The organism is Sphingobium sufflavum (genome assembly GCF_021403115.1).
Taxonomy (GTDB): domain Bacteria; phylum Pseudomonadota; class Alphaproteobacteria; order Sphingomonadales; family Sphingomonadaceae; genus Sphingobium; species Sphingobium sufflavum.
Map to the genome: position 1 here is coordinate 178,633 of NZ_JAJSSH010000003.1, position 23,156 is coordinate 201,788.

Annotated in this window: 18 protein-coding genes; 5 read left to right on the forward strand and 13 right to left on the reverse strand. The window is 68.5% G+C overall.

The features are described from left to right. The first annotated feature begins 22 nt into the window (after positions 1 to 22). From LWE61_RS06515 to LWE61_RS06530, 4 genes are all read left to right on the forward strand, one after another. Positions 23 to 829: an SDR family NAD(P)-dependent oxidoreductase gene (locus LWE61_RS06515; protein ID WP_234149231.1), complete on the forward strand. Its 807-nt coding sequence runs from the start codon at positions 23 to 25 to the stop codon at positions 827 to 829. A gap of 47 nt (positions 830 to 876) precedes the next feature. Further along, positions 877 to 1,956: an NAD(P)H-dependent amine dehydrogenase family protein gene (locus tag LWE61_RS06520; protein WP_234149232.1), complete on the forward strand. Its 1,080-nt coding sequence runs from the start codon at positions 877 to 879 to the stop codon at positions 1,954 to 1,956. Positions 1,957 to 2,364: 408 nt separating this feature from the next. Then, positions 2,365 to 4,824 carry a TonB-dependent receptor gene (locus LWE61_RS06525; RefSeq protein ID WP_234149233.1) on the forward strand — a complete coding sequence of 820 codons (2,460 nt, stop codon included), beginning with the start codon at positions 2,365 to 2,367 and terminating at the stop codon, positions 4,822 to 4,824. Further along, a complete protein-coding gene (locus LWE61_RS06530) occupies positions 4,824 to 5,975 on the forward strand; it encodes a glycerophosphodiester phosphodiesterase family protein (RefSeq protein WP_234149234.1) in 1,152 nt (383 codons plus the stop codon). The genes LWE61_RS06525 and LWE61_RS06530 overlap by 1 nt, the downstream gene beginning before the upstream one ends. A 24-nt stretch (positions 5,976 to 5,999) precedes the next feature. Here LWE61_RS06530 and LWE61_RS06535 read toward each other — a convergent pair whose 3' ends face one another. From LWE61_RS06535 to LWE61_RS06555, 5 genes are all read right to left on the reverse strand, one after another. Next, entirely contained in the window at positions 6,000 to 7,100 is a 1,101-nt protein-coding gene (locus tag LWE61_RS06535) for an extracellular catalytic domain type 1 short-chain-length polyhydroxyalkanoate depolymerase (protein WP_234149235.1), read from the reverse strand. A gap of 243 nt (positions 7,101 to 7,343) precedes the next feature. After that, positions 7,344 to 8,243, reverse strand: coding sequence for a GDSL-type esterase/lipase family protein (locus LWE61_RS06540; protein ID WP_234149236.1), 900 nt, complete (start codon positions 8,241 to 8,243; stop codon positions 7,344 to 7,346). Between the two features lie 88 nt (positions 8,244 to 8,331). Then, positions 8,332 to 11,433: an efflux RND transporter permease subunit gene (locus LWE61_RS06545; protein ID WP_234149237.1), complete on the reverse strand. Its 3,102-nt coding sequence runs from the start codon at positions 11,431 to 11,433 to the stop codon at positions 8,332 to 8,334. A gap of 4 nt (positions 11,434 to 11,437) precedes the next feature. After that, positions 11,438 to 12,571: an efflux RND transporter periplasmic adaptor subunit gene (locus LWE61_RS06550; protein WP_234149238.1), complete on the reverse strand. Its 1,134-nt coding sequence runs from the start codon at positions 12,569 to 12,571 to the stop codon at positions 11,438 to 11,440. Next, positions 12,568 to 14,037 carry an efflux transporter outer membrane subunit gene (locus tag LWE61_RS06555; protein WP_234149239.1) on the reverse strand — a complete coding sequence of 490 codons (1,470 nt, stop codon included), beginning with the start codon at positions 14,035 to 14,037 and terminating at the stop codon, positions 12,568 to 12,570. Before LWE61_RS06555 ends, LWE61_RS06550 begins: the two co-directional genes overlap by 4 nt. A 168-nt stretch (positions 14,038 to 14,205) precedes the next feature. Here LWE61_RS06555 and LWE61_RS06560 point away from each other — a divergent pair, with 168 nt between their 5' ends. Continuing rightward, on the forward strand, positions 14,206 to 14,883 hold the full coding sequence (locus LWE61_RS06560) for a TetR/AcrR family transcriptional regulator (RefSeq protein WP_234149240.1): 678 nt from the start codon (positions 14,206 to 14,208) through the stop codon (positions 14,881 to 14,883). Between the two features lie 25 nt (positions 14,884 to 14,908). Here the strand turns inward: LWE61_RS06560 and LWE61_RS06565 are convergent, their stop codons facing one another. From LWE61_RS06565 to LWE61_RS06600, 8 genes are all read right to left on the reverse strand, one after another. Next, entirely contained in the window at positions 14,909 to 16,246 is a 1,338-nt protein-coding gene (locus LWE61_RS06565; protein WP_234149241.1) for a HAMP domain-containing sensor histidine kinase, read from the reverse strand. Next, a complete protein-coding gene (locus LWE61_RS06570; protein WP_234149242.1) occupies positions 16,243 to 16,965 on the reverse strand; it encodes a response regulator transcription factor in 723 nt (240 codons plus the stop codon). Before LWE61_RS06570 ends, LWE61_RS06565 begins: the two co-directional genes overlap by 4 nt. Before the next feature lie 72 nt (positions 16,966 to 17,037). Further along, on the reverse strand, positions 17,038 to 17,757 hold the full coding sequence (locus LWE61_RS06575; RefSeq protein ID WP_326490612.1) for a cytochrome b/b6 domain-containing protein: 720 nt from the start codon (positions 17,755 to 17,757) through the stop codon (positions 17,038 to 17,040). Continuing rightward, entirely contained in the window at positions 17,730 to 18,125 is a 396-nt protein-coding gene (locus LWE61_RS06580) for a high-potential iron-sulfur protein (protein WP_234149243.1), read from the reverse strand. The genes LWE61_RS06575 and LWE61_RS06580 overlap by 28 nt, the downstream gene beginning before the upstream one ends. Continuing rightward, the gene (locus LWE61_RS06585) at positions 18,097 to 18,684 is read right to left on the reverse strand and encodes a VOC family protein (protein ID WP_234149244.1); all 588 of its coding nucleotides are present in this window, start codon (positions 18,682 to 18,684) and stop codon (positions 18,097 to 18,099) included. The genes LWE61_RS06580 and LWE61_RS06585 overlap by 29 nt, the downstream gene beginning before the upstream one ends. Beyond that, positions 18,681 to 20,021 (reverse strand): DUF1552 domain-containing protein, encoded by a 1,341-nt coding sequence (locus LWE61_RS06590; protein WP_234149245.1) that lies wholly within the window; start codon positions 20,019 to 20,021, stop codon positions 18,681 to 18,683. The genes LWE61_RS06585 and LWE61_RS06590 overlap by 4 nt, the downstream gene beginning before the upstream one ends. Beyond that, positions 20,018 to 21,811 carry a DUF1592 domain-containing protein gene (locus LWE61_RS06595; RefSeq protein ID WP_234149246.1) on the reverse strand — a complete coding sequence of 598 codons (1,794 nt, stop codon included), beginning with the start codon at positions 21,809 to 21,811 and terminating at the stop codon, positions 20,018 to 20,020. Before LWE61_RS06595 ends, LWE61_RS06590 begins: the two co-directional genes overlap by 4 nt. Then, on the reverse strand, positions 21,808 to 23,085 hold the full coding sequence (locus LWE61_RS06600; RefSeq protein ID WP_234149247.1) for a hypothetical protein: 1,278 nt from the start codon (positions 23,083 to 23,085) through the stop codon (positions 21,808 to 21,810). Before LWE61_RS06600 ends, LWE61_RS06595 begins: the two co-directional genes overlap by 4 nt. Positions 23,086 to 23,156 lie beyond the last annotated feature (71 nt).

Consider the following 23,156-nt stretch of genomic DNA (forward strand, 5'->3'; position numbering starts at 1 on the left):
TTCGACGGGAAGGGGATGCCGCATGGACCTGCAACTGAGCGGAAGACGGGCGTTGGTGACGGGCAGCAGCAGCGGCATCGGCGAGGGGATCGCGCGCACGCTGGCGGCGGAGGGCGCGCGGGTCGTGGTCCATGGCCGCAACCGCGAACGGGCCGAAAAAGTGGCGGCGGAGATTCAGGCGGCGGGCGTGGCCATCGGCGATCTGTCGACCGATGAAGGCGCGGCCAGCGTGCACGCCGAGGCCGTGGCCGCACTGGGCGGTCCCATCGAAATCCTCATCAACAATGCGGGCGGCAGTTCGACCGGCAATACGACGAAGACGCCGATCGAGATCGACCTGCCCGACTGGATTTCCAACTATCATGCCAACATGCTGGGGTCGGTGCGCCTGTGCCGCCTGTCCGTGCCGGACATGGTCGCGGCCCGCTTTGGCCGGGTCATCAACGTGTCCAGCGCGGTGGCGGTGCAGCCCAACAACATGGGCGCGGACTATTCGGGCGCGAAGTCGGCGCTGAACAATTTCACCGTCAGCCTGGCGGGATCGCTCAAGGGGGTGGGGGTCACGGTCAACACCGTCTCGCCCGGCATCATCGCGGTCGATGGCCTGTTGCGGTTCGGTCGGGGCAAATATGGCAACCCCGACCTGACCATTGAGGAGGTCACGCACAAGCTGGCCGCCGATGGCGCGTTCGACCTGCCGCCCGCCGGTCGGCTGGGCACGCCGCAGGATCTGGCGATCATCATCTGCACGCTGGCCAGCCCGCTGTCCGGCTTTGTCACCGGCGCCAATTATCGGGTGGATGGCGGGCAGGTGCGCAGCCTGAACTGACGGTTGCCGCCGTCCCCGACCCGCCCCCCGCGAACAGGAAACTCCCCATGTCCGATCAGAAGTCCGAGCAGAAATATCGCGTCATCCAATGGGCGACCGGCGTCGTCGGGTCGGCCGCGCTGAAGCATTTCATCCGCAATCCCGCCATCGACCTGGTCGGCGTGCTGGTGTTCAACCCGGACAAGGTGGGCAAGGATGCGGGTGATCTGGTCGGCCTGCCCGCCACGGGCGTGCTGGCGACGGACGATCAGGAGGCGATCATCGCGGCGGAGGCGGACTGCGTCTTCTTCTCGCCGCTGAACATGGTGGACACGACGCTGGACACCGTCTGCCGCCTGCTGGAATCGGGCAAGAATGTCGTGTCCCCCGCCGGGCCGTTCCTGCCCAACCGATGGTTCCCGAACGAGACGGCGCGGATCGAGGCGGCCTGTGCGAAGGGCGGCAGTTCTTTCCACGGATGCGGCGTGCATCCGGGCTTTGCGGGCGACATATTGCCGCTGACGCTGGTGCGCCTGTGCGACCGGATCGACACGATCGAGGTGACGGAGATCATCGACAAGGTGCGCAGCCCGATGATCTACACCAATGTCGCGGGGTTCGGCATGGACCCGGCGGAACTGCTCGCCAATCCCAAGCGGTCGCCCGAAACCTATAAATATTTCTATGCCTCCATGAACATGCTGGCGCAGGGGCTGGGCAAGGCGATCGACGAGGTTACCGTCCAGTTCGAGGTCGCGACCGCGAAGCGCGACATCGTCCATGAATTCGGCGAGGTGAAGGCGGGAACCGTCGGCGGCCAGCATTATGAATGGACCGGCTGGTGCGAGGGCGCGCCGCTCATCATCTATCGTTTCTACTGGCAGTTGGGCGAGGACATCGAGCCGCGCTGGGAGGTGGGCGAGGATTGCTATCGCGTCCGCATCATCGGCGATCCGGGGCTGGAGGTGAAGCTGATGGGCGCAGAGGCGGCGGACGGTCGGCGGCCTTTCCTGGGCCTGCCCTGGACCGGGCTGGTCGGCGCGACGGCGGTGCAGGCGGTGTGCGACGCCGCGCCGGGCGTGGTCTCCCACCTCGACCTGGGGATCGTGCAGCCCAAGGGGATGGTGCGCCGCCCGGTCGCGGGCTGACCCATGGCTGAGCCGGGCGGGCCGGGACGAGTCGCCGCGGCCCGCCGTCCAGCGGGGCGCAGGCGGCCTCCCACGCGGCGGGGTTGCATCGTCTCCGGTCCGGCGATGTCCTGTGACACAGGGTCGCGGGGTGTCTCTCGCGCAGCCCTACCTCCGGCGGCGTCGCGCTTTGGGGGGGCGCCAAGGATGACATGACGGGCGGGGTCGCCGCGACAGGCTTTGCCCCCGTGTCGCCCCGCTGCCCATGCCAGACGCAACCCAGCCGGATCGACGCATGAGGCAACCCCCTCATCAAACTGCGCGCCCGTAACAAAACTGCCAACGCCACGCCCATAAAGCGTCATGGACCCCCGCTAACGCCGCGCTGCACGTGCGAAGGCGCACGGCATCCTAGGGGAATTTCAGACTATGAACGCTCACTCGCTTTCGCGGGCTTTTTGGCTTGCCGGTGCCGGACTTCTGTCGCTCGCCATCAGTGCGCCCGCCTTTTCGCAGACGGCGGCCCCCGCCGATGACAGCGCCGCCGAAGCGGACGCGCCGCATGGCGACGCCGCCACCATCGTCGTGACCGGCGTCAAGGCGACCCGTTCGGCCACCGCCATCCCCGCCGCTGAAATCCAGAAGATCCTGCCCGGCGTCGCGCCGTTCAAGGCGATCCAGACCCTGCCCGGCGTCATGTATGTGACCGCCGATCCATGGGGCAATAATGAGCAGAACGCCTCGCTCTTCATCCATGGTTTCAGCGCGCAGCAACTCGGCCATACGCTCGACGGCGTGCCGCTGGGCGACCAGAGCTATGGCAATTTCAACGGCCTGTCGCCGCAGCGCGCGATCATTTCGGAGAATGTCGGCAGCGTCGTCGTCGCCACCGGCGCGGCGGAACTGGGCATCGCGGCCACCAGCAACCTCGGCGGCGCAATCGAGAATTTCTCCAGCGATCCGCGCAAGGAGCGGAGCGTGCAGATCAACCATACGGCGGGCAGCTATGGCACCGCCCGCACCTTTGTCCGCGTGGACAGCGGCGAATTTGGCAGCGGCAATTCGGGCTATGTCTCCGTCGTGCGCCAGCGCGCGCGGGCGTGGGACTTCAACGGCCGTCAGGGTGGCTGGGCCGCCAACGCCAAGTTCGTCCATGACGACAGCAACGGCAAGCTGAGCGCCTATTTCGCCTATTCGGACAAGCAGGAGCCGAACGAGGACGCGACGGTCGTGTACAAGACGCCCGCCAACGCGGCGCAGGCGTACCAGCCCTATGTCCGCCCCTTCTTCTACCCGGATTTCAACGCGGCGGTCGCCTATCTCGACGCCAGCGGTAACGTCCCCTCCGCCGAATCCCAGAATTACCGCAATTTCTACAGCGCCGCGCTGCGCACCGACTATCTGGGCTATATCAAATATCAGGCGCATCTGACCGACGCGATCGACTGGTCCAACCAGGTCTATTATCACCATAATGACGGCGCGGGCATCGTGGCGGGGCCGATCACGGTCGCGTCGCTGCCGACCCTGTTCGCGCTCTATTTCCCCGGCCAGAATTTGAAGGCCGCGACCGGCAATTCCGGCTATGCGATCCGCACCACCGAATATCGCATCGACCGGGGCGGCATGATCTCCACCCTGGACGTGCATCTGGGCGACCACACCATCCAGGCGGGCGCATGGTATGAGTATAACAGCTCCGCCGCCTATCGCCGCTGGTACGGCCTCGACGTGACCCGGCCGCAGGACTACAGCCCCTATGCGGTGCCGTCGAACCCGCTGTTCACCCAATATGGCAGCGAGATGCGGACCAACACGGTGCAATTCCATGTGCAGGATGCCTGGCAGGTGACGCCCAGCCTGCTGGTGCAGGGCGGTTTCAAGTCCAGCCTGCAATTCGCCAGCGGCAATTTCACCGTGCAGCCGATCATCGGGTCGCTGGCCGGTTCGTCCAGCGCGCTGCCCAATGGCGAGATCAACACGAAACGCTGGTTCCTGCCCGCCATCGGCGCAAAATGGGACGTGACCGGCAGCGAGCAGCTGTACGTCAACGTCCAGAAGAACCTGCGCCATTTCCAGCCCTATGGCGCGGGCGGCGTCACCCCATGGAGCACGGGCAGCCAGGCGGCGTTCGACAATCTGAAAAACTATGGCCGCCCGGAAACCGCATGGACCTATGAAATCGGTTTCCGCACCCGCCGCACCATCGACAGCTCGTTCCTGACGGGCATCGAGGCGCAGGTAAACTATTATCATGTCGATTTCCGCAACCGCCTGCTGGGCATCACGGCGGCGGTCGGCGGTATCGGCGGCGGCTCCATCTCCGGCGGCACGCCGGCGGTGTTCAACGTCGGCAGCGTCAAGACGGACGGCGTAGACGCGGCGGTCACCTTCCGCTTCGGCTCCATCTTCTCGCTCTATAACGCGCTGTCGTACAACAACAGCCGCTATGACAGCGACTATAGCACCGTCACCGGTCAGGCGACCGGCACGCGCATCGGCGGCATCGCCACCGTGGGCGGCGTGGTGCCGACCGGCGGCAAGCAGGTGCCGGTCAGCCCGAAATGGATGAACAAGACGGTCGCGACGCTGACGCTGGGCGATTTCGACGCGCAGGTCATCGGTGACTATGTCGGTCGCCGCTTCACCACCTTCACCAATGACGCGTCGGTCAAGCGGGTGTTCCAGGCGAGCGCGCGCATCGGCTATCGCCTGCCCACCGAGTTCATCGGGCTGGCGGTGCAGAAGGCGGAGATCAGCCTGAACGTCAGCAACCTGTTCGACGTGACGGGCGCATCGACGGTGCAGGCAAGCTCCAACACCAACAGCTTCAACGCCTATCCGATCCCGCCGCGCCAGTGGTTCGGCACCTTGTCGGTGACGTTCTGATGCGCGCGGGGCCAGTATCGCGCCGGAGCCTGCTGCGTGCGGGTGCTGGCCTCGCCGTTGCAGGGGCGACGGCCAACATGGGAACGGGGGCGGCGGTGTTTGCCGCCCCCGCACCTGCCCCCACCCCGATCACGCCGCCGCGCCGGGCGCTGCTGATCGCGCACCGGGGCTGTTCGGCGCTGCGGCCCGAACATACGTTCGCCGCCTATGCCAAAGCGATCGAGGATGGCGCGGACTTTATCGAGCCAGATCTGGTCGTGACGCGGGATGGCGTGCTGGTCGCCCGGCACGAGAATAATATCGCGGACACCACCGATGTCGCCGCCCGCCCGGAGTTTGCGGGGCGCCGGACGGTGAAGACCATCGACGGTGAACGGCAGGAAGGCTGGTTCACCGAGGATTTCACCTTTGCCGAGTTGAAGACCCTGCGCGCGAAGGAGCGGCTGGGCGCGATGCGCCCCGAAAGCCGCCGCCATGACGGCGCGTTCCAGATCGTCTCGCTGGAGGAAATCGCGGATTTCACCGCGGCGGAGGCCAGTGCGCGCGGCCGCACCATCGGCCTGATCCCGGAGATCAAGCATGGCGGCTATTTCGCGTCCATCGGCCTGCCGCAGGAGGGGCGGCTGCTCGACCTGATCGGCCGGAGCGCCTGGCTGCGTCGTGCGCCGCTCATCATCCAGTCTTTCGAGACGGCCAATCTGCGTGCGCTGCGGCCGCGTATCGCCGCGTTCGGCAATATCCAGCTGATGCAGTTGATCGGCGATCCGTCGCGCCCGCCCGCCGATGTGGCGGCGGCGGGCGGCACGCGCACCTATGGCGCGATGATCGCGACCGGGCTGGCCGACATCGCCAGCTATGCCGATTATCTCGCGCCACCGACACGCATGGTCATCCCGCTGGGACCGGACGGGCGGCTGGGCCGGCCGACGGGTCTGGTCGAGGCGGCGCACAGGGCCGGGCTGCGGGTCGGCGTCTGGACGTTCCGGCCTGAAAATCATTTCCTCGCCGCCGACTTTCGCGATGACAAGGGCGATGCCGCGCGCAACCCGGCGGGCAGCGTGGCGGAAATGCGGCGCTATCTGGCGACGGGGCTGGACGCGATCTTCACCGACGATCCGGCGCTGGGGCGACAGGCGCTGGCGGGCGGCTGACGGGTCTTTCCCCCTTCATCCGCGTCAGGCGCCCCGGCGGTAGGAGAGGAAGAAGCGCAGCATCTCGCGCGACGCGCTCGGCCCGGCGGGGTCGGTGTGCGACCCGGTGGCGCGCCCGCCCGACCAGCTATGGCCGCTGCCATGGATCGTCCAGTCCTCCAGCAGCACTTGCCCGGTGCCGGTGCGATAAAGTTTCCGCGTGAAATCCCGCCCGCCCTCCGACCGGCCCGATATGGATTGGGAGAGGAGCGGACCGGCGCGCGACCGCTCCAGATTGCTCAGGAATCCGCCCGCGTTGGACGGGTGGACCACCCGGTCGCTGTCGCCATGGAAGACGATGGTGGGCAGCGGACGCGGCAGGCCGCCGGTCGGACGGGGACCGGCCCTGCCGCGCATGGCGGACAGCGCGGCCCCCAGCGAGCGGATGTCGCCCCGCGCCACCCCGGAATGGACGCCCACCGCGACATAAAGGTCGGGATAGGCCGCCCCGACGATCGCCGCCGCCGCACCCCCGGCGGACAGGCCCGCGATATAGATGCGGGCGGGGTTGGCCCGCGTGAGGGCGATGGCGTGGCGGGTCAGCGCCGCGATCATCGCCGGTTCGCCCCGGCCACGCGCCTGATTGTCGGGATCGTGCCAGTTCCAGCAGCGCGCCAGATTGGCCGCCTGCGATTGCTGCGGATAAAGTATGACGATGCCTAATTCGTCCGCCAGCCGGTTCATGTCGGTGCCCGCCGCGAAATCCTCCGCCGATTGGGAACAGCCATGCAGCATCACGACCAGCGGCAGCCGCTGCCGCGCCGACCCTCGCGGCACATAGAGGCGGTAGCGCACGAGGCCTTGCGGGCACGCCAGTTCATCGCTGGTGAAGCTGCCCGGTGCGGGACGCTTGGCGATACCCGGCGGTTTCTTTGGGCGGATGGGCCGGGCTGCGGCGGGTTTGGAGCGGGGTTTTAGCTGGGGTTTTAGCTGGGCCGGGGCCTTGGCCGCTGGCTTGCGCCGCGATTTGGCCTTGGGCTTGCCCAGGCTCGCCAGGCCATCGCCCAGCGCAAAGGCGGCGGAGAGCGGGCGTCGTCTGCGCGCCAGCCGCGTCGCCTTCAGGAACGAAGTGATGAAATCGGCCATGGAGTCCCACCGCGCACAGGGTCATCCCTCCCAAACGATGGATGGCGCGCTTCGATCCTGCCGGCGATGGCGAATCCGGGAAGGGGCGGAATGCGCGCGCCATCCGCCGGGTGGGGCGGTGCAGCCGGAAAGGGTCGGGGCGAGGCATCCGGTCGATCCGGGCGCAGGCCAGCGGAGGTTCCGTCCCGACCCGCCAACACCCGATTCAGTCGTGCCGGACGTTGGCCGCCATCGCCCCGCCGGTCACCGCTCCGCCTGCGCGATCGCCTTCTGCGTCACCGGGCGCATCACCGCATAGCCGTCGCGGTTGGGGTGCAGGCCGTCATTGGCGAGACCCGCGCGCAGGCCGCCCTGTGCATCGGCCATCGGCGCATGATAGTCGGCAAAGGTCACGCCCTGCTCCGCCGCCAGTTGCCGCAGCAGGCCGTTGACGCGCATGATGCGGGTGGCGGGGTTGGCGCCGGGGCGCATGGTGAAGCCGCTCGACGGGGTGATGCTGCCCAGCACCACCTTGATCCGGTTCGCCTTGGCCAGAACGATCATCGCGCGCAGATTGTCGACGATGGTGCGGTCGGTGGTCGGGCCGGTGTTGCCGCTGATGTCGTTGGTGCCCGCCATGATATGCACGACGCGGGGATGCAGGGCGATGACGTCGGGATAGAAGCGCAGCAGCATCTGCGGCGTCGTCTGGCCGCTGATCCCGCGCCCGGCGTTGCCGCCGCCCAGCAGGACGGGATCGCCCTTCACCCAGTTTTCGGTGATGGAATCGCCCATAAAGACGACATGCGGCCGCTGCCCGCTGGCGACCAGCCGGGCATTGTCGGCGGCATAGCGGCACAGATAGGGCCAGTCCTGACTCTTGCGTTTCTGCTCCTCCGCCATCCACGCGCCCGCCTGCTGGCGCACGGCGGGGGAGAGGCGGGCGGGGCTGAAGCTTTCGCCGGGCTTCAGGAACATCTCCGCCCATTCGTCGCTCGCCTGCGGGGAGGGCGGGAGCGGCGCGCAGACCGGCTCCGCCGTCGGGTCCGCCGGTTGGGCATGGGCGAGCGGCGGCGCGGCCATCGCCAGCGCGGCGAGCAGGGCCATGGCCGATAAGGAGAGGGCGGGCATCCTCATGGTCGCCATGCGGGCGTTCGGCATCATCGTCTCTCCTCATCCTGTCTTTGCGGGGCCTTTGTCGCCTTCGTGCCCGTCATCTTCTGTATCACGCGCCAGCCCGCGCCCTTCACGCTCAAATCCCGCTGACCTCGCCGGGCAGCGGATCGTCGTCGCCCGGCTGCTTCTGCGTCACGAAGCGGCTGAGCTTCGGCAGGATGCGCCGCTCGATCTTGTCGACGATCTCATAGATCACCGGCACCAGGATCAGCGACAGCAGGGTGGAGCTGAGCATGCCGCCGATGACCGCCGCCGCCATCGGCTGGCGCGTTTCGGAACCTTCGCCCAGCGCCAGCGCGGTGGGGACCATGCCCGCGATCATCGCGACGGAGGTCATGATGATCGGCCGGGTCCGCTGGACGCAGGCGTCGCGCAGCGCCTGCCGCATCGGCACGCCCGCCCGCTCCTCCTCGATCGCATATTCGACCAGCAGGATGCTGTTCTTGGCGCACAGTCCCATCAGCATCAGCAGGCCGATCAGCACCGGCAGGTCCAGCGCAAAGCCGCACAGCTTGAGGGAAGCGAATGCGCCCAGCATGCTGAGCGGCAGCGCGCCCATGATGACCGCAGGCTTGAAGAAGCCCCGGAACAGCAGCACCAGCACGGTATAGGTCAGCGCGATACCCGCGATCAGCGCCAGGATGAAGCCGACGAACAGGTCGCCGATCATCTCGCTCTGCCCTTCCTGCGCCTGATGGATGCCGGCGGGCAGGTTCTTCATCGTGGGCAGCGCGCGCACATCGGCAAGGGCGGAGCCGACCGCCGAGCCGACCGCCAGATCACCCTCCACCGCGACGCGCCGTTCGCGATTATAGCGGATGATCTTGCCCGGACCGGCCTGGAAACGGATGTCCGCCACGCTCGACAGCGGCGTGGTGCGCCCGTCCAGCGTCGGCACGCGCAGCGCGGCGATGGTGTCGAGGTCGTCGAGGCTGTCCTCCGCCACGCGCACGCGGATCGGCACCCGCTGCTCGCCCGCCGAATATTTGGCGACCGATGCGTCGATGTCGCCGATGGTCGCGATGCGCAGCACATTGGCGAGGGATCGGCTGTCCACGTTCAGGCGCGCGGCCTCCGCCGGGCGGGGGGTGATGATGAGTTCCGGGCCGGGGGCCGCGGGCGTGGCGCGGGGGTCGGAGATGGACCGCACGCCGCGCATCTCGCGCAGCAGCTTCATCTGCACCCGCTCCAGTTGCGCGCCATCCTGCCCGGCCAGCACGACGGAGACCGCCGCCTGCCCGAAATTGCCCTGATTATAGAAGCGCGCTTCGGGGATGGCGCGCAGTTTCGGCCCGATCATCGCCTGGAATTTTTCCGACGACATCGACCGCTTATGCTTCAGGACGACGGTGATCGTCCCCGCGCGCAAATCGCCGCCGCCGCCGGAGAAGGAGCCGCTGGTCGATCCCGCCTGCGTGAAGACATGCTCGACATCCGGTTCGCGCAGGATGAGCTTCGCGGCCTTCTGCACCGCCTCGTCCATCACCGCGCGGCCGCTGCCCGGCGCGCCCTCCACCGCCACATAGACATAGTTGCGGTCCGGGGTCGCCTGAAAGCCGACCTGCAACGTGCCCGCGATGATGATGGCGAGGACGAACATTCCGGCGCCCAGTCCCGCGCACAGCCAGGGCCGGTCGAGCGCCCAGTCCATCACCTTCGCCTGTGTCGGGCTGAAGGCCGGGCTTTCATGCTTGGTCGTGCGCTCGTGCCGGGGCTTCAGGAAATAGGCGGCCATCAGCGGCGTGAGCAGGCGCGCGACGACGAGGGAGAAGGAGACCGCGGCGGCCACGGTCAGGCCGAATTCCTTGAAGAACTGCCCCACCTCGCCCGGCATGACGGACACGGGCGCGAACACGGCGATGATCGTCGCGGTGGTGGCGATGACCGCCAGCCCGATGGCGTCCGCACCGATCAGCGCGGCGCGATAGGGGGATTCGCCCGCCTCGATCCGCTTCTCGATATTCTCGATCTCCACGATGGCGTCATCGACCAATATGCCGATGACCAGCGTGAGCGCGAGCAGGGTGATACCGTTCAGGCTGAACCCCATCGCCGCCATGAAGATGAAGGTCGGGATCAGCGACAGCGGCATGGCGGCGGCGGCGATGGCGGTCGCCCGCCAGTCGCGCAGGAACAGGAAGACGACGATGATCGCCAGCAGCACGCCCTCGATCAGCACATGCACGGTCGCGCGGAAACTGCGCTGCGTCAGGTCGGCGGTCGACATGATGGGGGTGAAGGACACGGCCGGATGCGCGACGACCAGCTGGTCGATGGCGCGCTGCACGTTGCGCGCGACGGCGACGTCGCTGGCCGCGCTGGTCTTGGAAATCTGGATGGCGACGACGGGACGGCCGTCGAGGCGCGCGAAACCGCGCACGCTGCTCTGCCCGTCGCCCACCTCCGCCACGTCGGACAGGCGGACATAGCGGCCCTGCACCGGGATGGTCAGGTCGCGGATCGCCGCCACGTCCTGCGCCGATCCGATGACGCGGATGGTCTGTTCCACCGCGCCGACGGTCGCCCGGCCGCCGGGGTTGTCGCTGTTGAAGGCGAAGAGCGCGCTGTTGACCTGCGCGGCGGTGATGTTGAGCGCGGCCATGCGTTCGGGGTCGAGGACGACGTTGATCTCCCGGTCCGCGCCGCCGATGCGCAGCACCTGCGCGACGCCGCCCTCCGCCTGCAACGCGCGGGCCACGTCATTGTCGATGAACCAGGCGAGCTGCGTCGCGGTCATCGACGGCGCGGCGACGGCGTAGGTGATGACCGGCGCGCTGTCGAGGTCGAGCCGCTGCACGGTCGGCGGGTCGATGCCGGGCGGCAATTGCACGCGCGTCCGCTCGACCAGCGTCCGCACGTCGTCGGTCGCCTTTTGCAGGTCGGTGCCCAGCTCGAACTGGACCGTGGTGTTGGACACGCCCAGCGTGACGTTGGAACTGATCGACTTGATGCCCGCCACGCCGGTCAGCGCGTTTTCGATGGGCCGGGTGATCTGGTTCTCCACCTCGCTCGGCGCGGCGCCATTCTGGCTGACGGTCACGTTGACGATGGGCAGGGCGATGTTGGGGAACTGCTTCACCGGCATCTTCAGATAGGCGATGCCGCCCGCGAAGGTGAGCAGGATGAAGAGTAGCGCAACCGGGATCGGGTTGCGGATGGCCCAGGCGGAAATGCGCATCGCGTTACCGTCCCGCGCCGGTGCTGGCGGGCGCGGTGGAGGAGGAGGCAGCGGCCCCCCGGCTCATGGCGGCGTCCGTCACGATACGCACCACGTCATTGTCCAGCGTGAAGGCGCTGCCCTTGACCGCGATTATGGTGCCGGTGGGCGGTCCCTCGACCAGTTCGACCCAGCCGTTCGCGCGCCGCCCGGTGCGGACATGGACGCGGTGGACGCGGTTGTTGCGGTCGACGGTCTTGACCGACGCGCCATCGGCGTCGAACTGCACCGCTGCCTCCGGCACCGCCTGCACCGTCGCGGTGCGCAGGAAGCGGGCGCGGGCAAAGCCGCCCTGCCGCAGCGCATCGTTGCGGGGCAGGGCGATGCGCGCGATGACCAGCCCGGTCTGGTTGTCCACCCGTTCGCCCAGCAGGCGCACGGTGCCGCGCACGGTCTGGCCGGACGCCAGCAGCACGTCCGCCGGATCGCCGATGGCGATCTGCGCCACGTCGGCCTCCGGCATTTCGGCGTAGAGTTCGATCAGGCTGTCACGGGCGAGGCGAAAGAGGATGGTGCCGCTGCTCGACGTTTCGCCGGGGCGGGCGGCGCGTTCCAGCACCACGCCGTCCATCGGCGCGCGGATCGCCATATGGTCGCGTCGGACCAGCAGGTCGCGCAACTGCGCGCGTGTCACCGCCACCGCCGCCTCCGATGATTTGACGGCGATGCGGCGGTTCTGGATGGCTTCCTCCGACAGGACGCCCTGCCCGTCCAGCCCGCTGACCCGGCCCGCCTGCTGGCGCGCCTGTTCGGCGGCGATCTGCTGTTGCGACAGGGCCGCCTGCAACTGGTCGACCTGCGATCGGAGCAGGCTGTCGTCCAGCGTCGCCAGGATCTGGCCCCGACGCACCACCGCGCCTTCCTCCACCAGCACCCGCGCGATGCGATAGCCGTTGAGGTCGGAGGCGATGGCCACCTCCTCGCGCGGGGTCAGGCGGCCCGACGCGGTGAGCGCGCCGGACAGCGCATGGGGCGCGACGCGGGTGACGGTGACGGCGGGCGGGGGCAGTTCCTGCCGGCCCTTGTCGGCGCCGCCGCAGGCCGCCAGCAGCAGCACCGATACCAGGATCGTGGAGGAGGCGAGAGAGAGGCGCATCATGGGTTTCCGGCGGTTGCGGGCTGGGACGGGGCGGGCTGGGGCGCCGCCTGAATGGCGGGGTCGGTGATCCGGGCGGGGTTCCACCCGCCGCCCAGCGCGCGGATCGCCGCGACGCTGTTGGTCAGCAGGCCGACGCGCGCGCCGTTGAGCGTGGTGCGGTTCTGCCGCCATGTCCGCTCCGACTGGAGCAGGGTGGTAAGATCGGTCAGCCCCGCGCGATAGCCGCGCCGCGCGGCGTCCAGTGCGATGCGGCTCTCCCGCTCCGCCCGGTTGAGCTGTTCGCTGCGCCGGGCATCGGCGGCGACGCTGGTCAGGCTGTTCTCCGCCTCGCCAAAGGCGGTCTGCACCGCCTTCTCATAGGTGACGACGGCCTGTTGCCCGCGCGCCTCGCTGACCCGCAGCGTGGCGAGCAGCCGGGCGCGATCGAGGATCGGCAGCGTGGCCCCGGCGACGATGGACCACAGGCCCACGCCGGTCGGCCCGCCGGTCGCGGTCAGGCCGACGCCGGGCGTCAGGGTGAAGCGGGGGAAGAGGCCCAGCCGGTCGATCGTCACCGTGGACGCGGCGGATTGCAGCTTCAGCTCCGCCGATCGCACGTCCGGCCGCCGCATCAGCAGTTCGCCCGGCGTGGCGACGGGCAGCGACGGGGGCGGGTCGAGCGTGTCGGCGACGGGCAGGCTGTCGGTCGTGGCGGCGGGCGTGCCGATCAGGATCAGCAGTGACCGTTTGGCGACCTGCAATTCCCCGGTCAGGCGCGTGACCTCCGCTTCCCGGCTCGCCGCGTCGGCGCGCAGGCGGGCGACATCCTGCGCGGCGGTCAGGCCGCGCGTCGCGCCGATCGCGCTATTGTCCGCCAGTTCCTGCGCGATGCGCAGATTGTCGCGCGCGTCGGTCAATTGGGTGGCGAGGAAGCGCGCGCGGAACAGCGATGTGGCGACATCGGCGGCCAGCGCCAGCCGCACGGCGTAGAAATCCAGCGTGGCGGCGTCATTGTCCAGCGCGGCCCGGTCGCGGATTTCCGCCAGCCGGCCGAACAGGTCGACCTCCCAACTGGGCGCGAAATTGGCGAGATAGCTGTCGTTGCCGGGGATGGTGACGCCCGGTCCCCACACGGGGCCGCTGCCCTGTTCCGTCGCGCTGCCGGTCAGGCTGCCCGACGGCAGGGTGGCGGCGGTGGACTGGCGGCGCACCGCCCGCGCCTCCGCGATGCGGGCATAGGCCATGCGGATGGTTGTGCTGCGCTCCAGCGCGGTGGTGACGAGGCCGCTGAGCTGCGGATCGCCAAAATCGTCCCACCAGCGGTCGAGGGTGAGGGCGGCGGGAGTGGCCGGGGAAGGGGAAATCGCGGGCCGTGGTTCAAAGGCGGCGGGCAGCCCCACCTCCGGCGTCGGCAGGCGGACGGAGGGCGCGCAGGCTCCCAGAACCGCGACGGCGGCAAGGGGCAGGAGGCGGAGGGTGGGTTCCAAATCGGCTCTCGTTCGCGTGCGGTTCTGAGACAGGAGGCTCTAGCAGCGCCGAATTTAATATACAATCATGTCCCTTTATTTAATATACAAAAATGTATCTTATTTTCGATGCCGGGCGTTAGCGAAAAACTTGCAGCGCCCACGCAGGCCGTTCAGGACGGATTTGGTATGGATGAACCGACACATTCGGCGGGTGGCGACGCCGGGGCCGCCCCGCCCGCCGACGCCCGGAGCCGGGGCCGCCCCCGCCTGCGCGAGGCGGCGGCGATCGACGCCGCGATTCGGGCCGCCGCGCTCGACATGCTGCTGGAACATGGTGAGGCGGCGACGCTGAACGCCGTGGCGCAGGCGGCGGGCCTGTCGCGCAAGAGCGTCTATGCGCGCTTTTCCAACAAGGCGGACCTGTTCATCAGCGTGATCCGCGACGACCTGCTCCAGGACAAGCAACCTGTCGAATATAGTACGACCGGCACGGCGGAGGATCGGTTGGCCAGCTATGTCGAGGCGGCCTTCCTTCTCGTCAATGCGCCCAAGGCGCGGGCCATCCAGCGACTGCTGGCGGTCAATCCCAATTATATCGCCGCGCTGAAGGTGCAGATGCACAAGGCGACGCGCCGCCATTTCTTCGAACCGCTGATCGCCCTGCTGGAGGAGGCGCGGCGCACCGGCGCGCTGGCCATCGTCGATGTGGAGGCGACCGCGACGGTCATCATCACGCTGATCTTTGCCGAAACGGTGCACCGCAGTCATGAGGACGCCTTCTTCCCGCCGCGCCGCACCCTGACGGAGCAGGCGCGGTTCATCACCGAGCTGATGCTGCGGGGCCTGCGCCCGCGCGCGGAGTAGGGCCGGCGCGAGCGGGACAGGCCGACTATCCATCCCGTTCCGCCTCTCTCTCTCCTTCCACAGTGTCGAACATCTGCTCGCAGGGCAGGCAGATGGTGACGCACAGGCCGGTGGGGTCGCGGTTTTCGGCGGAGATGCGACCGCGATGGGCCTGCACCGCGCGGCGGGCGATGGCGAGGCCCAGGCCATATCCGCCCGTCTCCCCCCGCACGAAGGGTTCGAACATGCGCTTGAGCTGGCCCTGCGGGATGCCGGGGCCTTCATCCTCGATCATGATCCAGTCCTCCACGCCCTTATGGGTCAGGGTGACGCGGATGCGGCCCTCCGGCGGCGAGTGGCGCAGCGCGTTGCGCACCACATTCTCCACCGCGCGGCCGATCAGCCGGGCGTCGCCCCGGATGCCCTTCGCCCCCGGCCGGTCGCCATCCTCCACCCCCGCCAGCAGGATGCGCGCCTCGCCCCCTTCGAACCGGGCGTCGGCGACGATGGTGCGCAGCAGTTCGGGCAGGTCGAAATAGCCCTGCGGGTCGGTCACGTCGCTTTCCAGCCGGGACAGGGTGAGCAGTTCGCCGACCAGCTCGTCCAGCCGCTTCGCCTCCGCTTCCACCCGGTCCAGCGCGGCGGGCACGCGGTCGCTCTTCTGCCGGGCCAGCGCGATGGCCAGTTGCAGCCGGGTAAGGGGGGAGCGCAGTTCGTGCGACACATCGTCGATCAACTGGTCGCGCACCCGCACCAGTTGTTCGATCCGGTCGGCCATGCCGTTGAAGTCCTGCGCCAGATCGGCGATCTCGTCCCGCCCCCGGTCGTCCAGCCGGGTGGTCAGGTCGCCTTTCGCAAAGGCGCGCATGCCGTCGCTGAGCAGCCGGATGCGGCGGGCGAGGTAGAAGGCGAGGCCGGTGGCGAAGATCAGGCCGCAGATCATGCTGGCCGTGACCGATATGACGCGGGTGTCGAGCGAGAAGAAGCGGCTCTTGGCGGCGGGCGGTGCGTGCAGCGCGACGCGATAGCCGACGCCCGCCGGGTCGCGCGCGGTGACGCTGTGCAGCATCTCCCCCTGCGCGGTGGCGTCGACGGCGGCGGATGAATCGGCGGCGGACGGGAGCGCGGCGGGCGACAGGCGCTGGATCGACACCGGCGCATGTGGCCCGTCGATCAGCGTCCGGTCGACGCTGTCGATCCGCCCCGCCTCTATCGCGCGCACGACCAGGTGCAGCGTGCCCCGGTGCAGCCGCGTATAATGTTCCTGCGGCACCGACGGCACGCTGGGATAATAATAGACGAAGAAACGCGTCACCGCGAGCGACTGGATATTCAGCACGATCAGGAAGGCGATGAAGATCTTCCAGAACAGCCGGCCCTTCATGACGGCAGCTCCATCTTCCAGCCGATGCCGCGCACCGTCGCGATTTTCAGCCGGTCGCCGGACACCTGCGCCAGTTTGTGGCGCAACTTGCTGATATGCACGTCCATGCTGCGGTCATAGCTTTCGTAGCGGCGGCCAAAGAGCTGCACGGAAATATCCTCCTTGGCCGACACCCGGTCGCCACTGTCGAGCAGGAGGACCAGCAGGTTGAATTCCGTCGCGGTCAGTTCCACTGGCTGGTCGTCCCACCGCACTTCGCGCCGCGCCGGGTCGCAGGACAATCGGTCGAGGCGCAGCACGCCTGCGGGCCGCTCGTCGCGCAGCGGGCGGCGCAGCACGGCGCGCAGCCGCGCGACCAGTTCGGGCGGAAAATAGGGCTTGCTGACATAATCGTCCGCGCCCAGCTCCAGCCCCAGCACCCGGTCGGTGCCGCCCCCCTTGGCGGTCAGCATGATGACCGGCACGTCGCTCTTGGCGCGGATGGCGCGCAGCGCGTCGATCCCGCTGCTGCCGGGCAGCATCACGTCCAGCACCACCACGTCATACTGCCCGGTCAGCGCGGCGGCGACGCCGGTGGCGGCGTCATGACGCCGGTCCGCGACGAACCCCTCGCCAGACAGATATTCGGTGAGCATCGCGGTCAGGTCATGGTCGTCATCGACCAGCAATATCTTCACCGCGCCGCTCCCTGCGGCCATCAGCGGCCGTGCGTCGATCATAGGGTCATGCCGGGTCGCCGTCGATTGGCCCGTTCGGTTTGCCCGGTTCCGGTCGTCCGTCCGTTCGTGCGTTCAGGGCGCAAGCGGGCCGGGCAGGCCGTTATAGACCAGCGCCACCACCCCCGCCCCGACCGCCACCGCGACGATCAGGCCGATGCGCGACGCCGGGGCGACCGCCGCCTGCGCCGTCATGACCCGCCGGTATCCGGTGAGCATGGGCGTGATGAGGTTCCGCCGCTTGACGACCAGGTAGAAGAGGATGGCCGCGACATGCAGCGCCGCGACCAGCTTCAGCAGGGCGAAGGCCGCGCCATGAATCGCCGCCGCCTGCCGTCCCCGGTCGAAATCGACGAGGTAGGAGAGGGGGCCGCTCTCGATCCCGTCGATGTCCACCGCGAACAGGCCGGAGAGGGTCTGCACCGTCAGCAGCAGCAGCAGCAGCGCGACGCTCCACCCGCCCAGCGGATTGTGCCCGGCGACGCTCTCGTCATGGCCCTTGCTCCGCAGATAGGCGAGGGCGGCGCGCGGTCCTTTCAGGAAGCCGCCAAAGCGGGCGGTGCCGGACCCGACAAAGCCCCAGACGATGCGAAAGGCGACCAGCCCCAATATCGCCAGCCCGCTATAGCGGTGCCATTCCATCTGGTACGTCTCCGCGCTGTACCAACTGAAACCGAGCAGGCCGACCAGCAGCCAGTGGAACAGGCGCGTCGGCGCGTCCCACACATACTGGCGCAGCCGGGCGATGCGGGTGTCGGCCACCGCCATCAGCCCTTCGGCGCCCAGCTGTCGCACACGCCCGCCGCGGGCACCGCCCCGCCGCTGAGCAGCGCGCACTTGCCGCAATCGCTGCCCTTGGCCCCGGTGAAGAACATGCAGGTGCCGCATGTCTTCTTGGGATCGGTCGACGCCATTTTAAAGCCGAGCGAGCGGCGCATACTTGTCTGGCTGGCGGGCAGCTTGGTGGGGTCGATGCACACCTCCCCCGTCGCTCCCGCCGCCGCCCCGGCCGCCATGGCCGCGCCGCCGCACGACAGGCCGATGGCCAGCGCGGGCAGGGTGGCGAGCAGGCCCAGCATCCGGCGACGACCCGGATTGCCCGGCAGGTCGTCCGTCGCGTCGGGAATCAGGGCGTCAACGGGCAGGGCGCTGGACGATTTCATACGCATATCCATCAGGGTCTTTGATCCAGAAGTTCTTGGTTTTCGTCAGGGCGTCGGCATGGACCGCGCCGGGCGCATATCCCGCCGCCGTCAGCCGCGCGACCAGCGCGTCGGCATCGGTCACGGACAGCATGACATGGCCATAGTCGGGCGCGACGGGCTTTGCCACCGCGCTATCCTTCGGCAGGTTCAGCAAGATTGCCGGACCCGGCGACCCGAAGGTGAAGATGAGTTCCGCGCCATCCGGCCGGTCGATCCGCCGGGCCAGCGTCATGCCCAGCCCCTGCGTGTAGAAACGGGTGGAGCGCGCGCCGTCGGTGATGCGCAGCGCGGTCCCGATGACTCCCATGCCCGCCGGGGTTGTGGTGGCGGATGTGGCTGGTGCTGTGGATGCCGCTCCCGATGCGGGCGCGCCCACGCCCACGCCCACGGCCACGGATGCTGCCGTACCCATGGCGGTCCGTGCCCCGTTGGGGCCGGGCGCGGCCAGCGCAGGCTGCGCGCCCATGCCCAACAGCAGGGGCAGCAGGCTCCACGCCAGCCGCAGGGGCCGGATCATATCAGCAATTCCTTGATGGTCTTGTTCGTTTCCATGCTGTTGGTGCCCCAGCGGTCGACCGAAACGCCCATCGCCTGTTGCAGGGTCAGGCCGACGCGGCTGACCGGCGTGCCGTCGCCCGCGACATGGATGCCGGTCCGGATTCGTCCGCCCGCGCTGCCCGCCGTCATCATCGGGATATTGTCGATGGTGTGGAACTTGGCGAATTCCGTCTCGCTGTGGGCAAAGACCAGGCTGTTGTCGAGCATCGTGCCATTGCCCTCCTTCACGCTGTCCAGCGCGTTCACGAAATAATGCCAGGCCTCCATGCATTTGGCGACGAAGAAGGTGGCGTCGGGCTGGTATCCCAGCATGCTGTCCAGCGGTTCCTCATGGGTCAGCTGGTGGTGGGTGATGGTGCTGCCGATGCGGGTCAGCGACGATGCGCCATTGTTGAAGTTCATGTTGAACACGCGCGTATTGTCGCACGCCATGGCCATGACGAGCAGGTCGGTCATCAACTGGTGATTGACCATGACATTCTCGATCTCCGCGTTGACCGGCCGTTCCGCCACGCCCTTGGGCAGGATGCACGCCTGCATCGGTTCCGGCTTGGTCAGTTCCACGTCGAGCTGTTTTTCGAGCTGGCGCAGCGAGGTGAAATACTGGTCCAGCCGCTGCCGGTCCGCCGTGCCCAGCCGCGCGGCCAGCGCTTGCCGCTGGTCGGTGATGCCGGACAGGACGCTGCGCCGCGCCATCGCCAGCGTGTCGGGGGTGAAGGTCGCGCTGTTCGGGTCGCGGAAGCCGGGGCCAAAGATGCGGGTGTAGAGCGACGCGGCGGACACTTCGGCGGGGTTGAGGTTGCCGTTGCCCCGGCCGCTCAGCGAATTGCGCGGGTCGCCGGTGGCGGACAGTTCCAGCGAGCGGAAGCGCGAGCGGGTGCCGATCTGGTCGCTGATGAGCACGTCGAAGGACGGGCCGGGCAAGCCGCGCTCCGCATCCAGCGCCATGCCGGTGCGGATGCCCACGCCGCCGCTGGTGTGCGGCAGGTTGGGCTTGCCGTCCAGCGGCACGGAAAAATCGCTGAGGATGTTGATCTTGTGCTTCAGCGCGCGGATCGGCTCCAGCTCGACCTTCAGGTCATAGTCCGCGCCAACCTTGTCCGGGAACCAGCGCGGGGGATTGACGCCCAGGCCCCAGAACCATGTGCCGAAACGGATGGGCAGCGGTGCGCCGGTCGCGGCCATCGCCTCGCCATGATTGTCGAGGAAGATGTCGAGCAGCGGCAGGCCGACGGCGACCATGCTGCCGTGGACGAATCCCCTGAGCGCGGTGCGGCGATCCAGTCTGAAGGTCATGGCTGTGCTCCAATCTTGGTGGGTCCGCCGGGCGTTGCGCCCAGGGCTGCGATGGCGGCGGGGGTGGTGCCCATGGCGGGCGCCTTTATGCGATAGGCCTGCGGCAGGGTGGCGATCTGAAGGAACAGGGACCGCATGCGATAGCCCTGCTTCTCGAACCCCTGCTCGATGCCGGTAATCAGGTCCGTCTCCTCGCCGGGATGGCGGCCGGTGGCATATTCCAGCGCGCGGCTGGCGACGCATTCGGTGGTGGACTTGCTGGCGGCCAGCGCCTTGCCCAGCCCCACTGCGCCGCTGAAGGCCACGCCCTCGAACACGCCATTGGTGTCGATGGGGGCCTTGTTCTCCGTGTAACGGAACGCGCCGATGCCGTCGAACTTCTCCAGCGGCAGGCCCAGCGGGTCGGTGATCTTGTGGCAGGCGGCGCACACCGGGTCGGTGTTATGCGCGTTCAGCCGCATGCGGGCGGTGTGCAGGGTCTTGCTGTTCACATCCTGCACGGCGGTGAAATTGACGTTGCCCGGCGGGTTGGGCACTGGCTGGCACAACAACAGCTCGCGCACCGCACGGCCGCGCAATGTCGGCGAACTGCGGCCCGAATGGGAATAGAGCGCCAGGAAGCCCGCCTGCCCCAATATGCCCGCCCGCTCGTCCGCCGCGGGCAGTTCCAGCGGAACCCAGCCCTGCGATTGGCTGACCGGCACCTGATACAGCGGGCCGAGCGCCCGGTTGACGAAGGTGTGGCGGGTGGTGAACAGGTCGCGATAGTCGCCGTCGCGGAAGATCAGATGGTCGACGATGGTGCGCAGCATCTGCTCCGGCAGGGCCTGCGCCACATCGGCGTTGAAGCGCGGATAGACGACATTGTCCTTCGCCATCTCGTCGAACTTCTCGAACAGCAGCATGTCCTCGAAGAAGGCGCGCACGCCCGCCTCGATGCGCGGCGATTGCACCATCTTCTGCGCGATGGCGGCCATCTGAACCGCGTCGGTCAGGCGACCCTCGGCGGCGGCGGTCAACAGAGCCTCGCCGGGCGTGCTGTTCCACAGGAAGAAGCTGAGCCGCGCCGCGCGCGAATAATTGTCCAGGCGCAGGTCGCCGGGGCTGGCCGGGTCGTCCTCCCCGCTCTCCACGATGAACAGGAAATTGGGGGAGGTCAGCATGGCGGACAGCGCCAGTTGCAGGCCCATGTGGAAATCGCCGGTCTGGGTCGCGGCGGCGTCGGCCATCTTGACATAGGCGGCCAGCTCGCCGCCGGTCATCGGGCGACGGAAAAGGTAGCGGCCCAGCGGGGTCAGCGCCTCCGCCGCGCACGCGCTGTCGGCCAGCTTCGGGTTGCGCGGCGTGCATTTGACGAACCAGCCGCGATGGTCGGCGTCGAACACCTGCGCCGCGATGCCGCGCGCCATGGCGTCGAACTGCTCCAGCCCGGCGGGGGAGATGGTCGATGCGCTGCCGCCGGTCGCGATCAGTTCATGCACCGGGCGCACGATCGGTTCGAACCGGCCCGCGACCTTGATGTCCGTGCCGAATATGTCCGCGATGCTGTTGCGATATTGCGATTCGGTGATGCGGCGCATCGCCACGACCTGCGCCAGCGCGCCGGTGAAGAGCGGCGCGGGCGGGGCGGACAGCGCGCTGGCCTGCGCGCCGCCGGGGGCCTTGTCCGCCGTGCAGGCGGCCAGGGCGAGGGGGGAGGCGATCAGGGCCAGCGCCGCCAGCCAGCGCGCGGGGGAACGGCGGCCGGAGGGGGAAGGCGAGAGCGAGCGGGAGGAGAGGGCGCGGCTCATCGTTCGGCCACTTTCTGCCCGGCGGGGCGGTCGTTGATGAAGGCGGGGATGGCGCTGGCCTCGATCGCGGTGGAGATGGTGGTGCACTGGCCGCCCGCGTCGCGGTCGCCATCCGCCGCCAGCTTCAACGCCTTGTAGATTCCCGCGCAGTTGATCCCGGCGGCGGTGGCCGCGCCGATGCCGCCGATGGACGGGCTTTGGATGACGTTCAGCAGCGGTTGATAACCCGCCACGATGCCATGGAGCGACCCGTCCGGCTGGAAGGTCAGGCGCAGTTGCGACCGGCGCAACGCCCATTCGGACCGCGCGCCGCGAATGTCGCGCCCGCCGCCCTGCCCCCATGTCTGCCGCAACCGGATGTCGACCGGCTGCGTTGTCAGCACGCCGTTGACGATCCGACCGCGCAGCACGTTGCGATACTGCGGCGTCCGGGTCACGCTATAGCTCGCGCCGGGCAGGAATTTCTGGTTGCTGTCCACGATGGCCCGGTCTTCGGTGTTGGCGTAGATGATCTCGACATCGTCGTCGCGCACCAGGCTGTCGACGCCGCGCAGGATCAGCACCTGCGAATGTTCGCCCGACAGCAGGAACTGGTTGAGGCCGCGCGTCGTCTCGCCCGGTGCGTCGTTGACGCCGCGCACGCCCTCGGCGCAGCCCTGCACCCGCCAATATTGGTTATCCACGCCCGGCTCGCCGTCGGGACCAAAGAAATTCTCGTGCGCGCAGCCATTGGGGACGCCCGCGCCATTGCCGCTGTCGCCGTCCAGGTTGATGCCCTGCGCGACCTTGCCCTTCAGGAAGCGGGTCGGCGGACGGTCGAACAGTTGCGGCTGGGAACAGATATTGGTGTCGTCCGGGCCGACCGCATATTTCTTCCAGCGGCTGGTCAGCTCCTCCTCATTCACCTTCAGGCGCAGGCGGGTCGCTTCGGGCGCGGGCAGCGTCTCCAGATAATGGTCGCGCAGCACGCCCTGCGGTCCTTCCGGGCAATCATCCTTGCCGATATGCACGGCGGGGGAGAAGGATGTCATGACAAAGCCCATGATGCCGTCGGCGGGCGGAGCGGGCAGGGGTGCGGGGGTGGCGGCCTTCGCAGCGGCGGGAGCCTTCGTCGCGGATACCTTGGTGCCCGACACCTTGGGCCCCACCTTGGCCATCACGGCATGGGGCGCGGCGATGGTCAGGAACCCCGCCGCCAGCAGCGCGGCGGCACGGCGCGCGTGTCGCCTGCTCCGGGCGGGGTCGCCCTCTCCGATGGTCGACGATGGGATCATGTCATCCTCACATGCTGGTGCTGGCCGTGGCATCGTGCCTTATCCTTCGATCTTCTCTCGCCCGTCGCCGC

Excerpts from the sequence above, each read along its gene's own strand:
- LWE61_RS06515 (WP_234149231.1), top strand. The coding sequence starts at position 23 with ATGGACCTGCAACTGAGCGGAAGACGGGCGTTGGTGACGGGCAGCAGC.
- LWE61_RS06550 (WP_234149238.1), bottom strand. The coding sequence starts at position 12,571 with ATGATGCGCCTCTCTCTCGCCTCCTCCACGATCCTGGTATCGGTGCTG.
- LWE61_RS06570 (WP_234149242.1), bottom strand. The coding sequence starts at position 16,965 with ATGATCGACGCACGGCCGCTGATGGCCGCAGGGAGCGGCGCGGTGAAG.
- LWE61_RS06540 (WP_234149236.1), bottom strand. The coding sequence starts at position 8,243 with ATGATGCCGAACGCCCGCATGGCGACCATGAGGATGCCCGCCCTCTCC.
- LWE61_RS06590 (WP_234149245.1), bottom strand. The coding sequence starts at position 20,021 with ATGACCTTCAGACTGGATCGCCGCACCGCGCTCAGGGGATTCGTCCAC.
- LWE61_RS06535 (WP_234149235.1), bottom strand. The coding sequence starts at position 7,100 with ATGGCCGATTTCATCACTTCGTTCCTGAAGGCGACGCGGCTGGCGCGC.
- LWE61_RS06585 (WP_234149244.1), bottom strand. The coding sequence starts at position 18,684 with ATGATCCGGCCCCTGCGGCTGGCGTGGAGCCTGCTGCCCCTGCTGTTG.
- LWE61_RS06545 (WP_234149237.1), bottom strand. The coding sequence starts at position 11,433 with ATGCGCATTTCCGCCTGGGCCATCCGCAACCCGATCCCGGTTGCGCTA.
- LWE61_RS06530 (WP_234149234.1), top strand. The coding sequence starts at position 4,824 with ATGCGCGCGGGGCCAGTATCGCGCCGGAGCCTGCTGCGTGCGGGTGCT.
- LWE61_RS06580 (WP_234149243.1), bottom strand. The coding sequence starts at position 18,125 with ATGAAATCGTCCAGCGCCCTGCCCGTTGACGCCCTGATTCCCGACGCG.
- LWE61_RS06560 (WP_234149240.1), top strand. The coding sequence starts at position 14,206 with ATGGATGAACCGACACATTCGGCGGGTGGCGACGCCGGGGCCGCCCCG.
- LWE61_RS06525 (WP_234149233.1), top strand. The coding sequence starts at position 2,365 with ATGAACGCTCACTCGCTTTCGCGGGCTTTTTGGCTTGCCGGTGCCGGA.
- LWE61_RS06595 (WP_234149246.1), bottom strand. The coding sequence starts at position 21,811 with ATGAGCCGCGCCCTCTCCTCCCGCTCGCTCTCGCCTTCCCCCTCCGGC.
- LWE61_RS06520 (WP_234149232.1), top strand. The coding sequence starts at position 877 with ATGTCCGATCAGAAGTCCGAGCAGAAATATCGCGTCATCCAATGGGCG.
- LWE61_RS06600 (WP_234149247.1), bottom strand. The coding sequence starts at position 23,085 with ATGATCCCATCGTCGACCATCGGAGAGGGCGACCCCGCCCGGAGCAGG.
- LWE61_RS06565 (WP_234149241.1), bottom strand. The coding sequence starts at position 16,246 with ATGAAGGGCCGGCTGTTCTGGAAGATCTTCATCGCCTTCCTGATCGTG.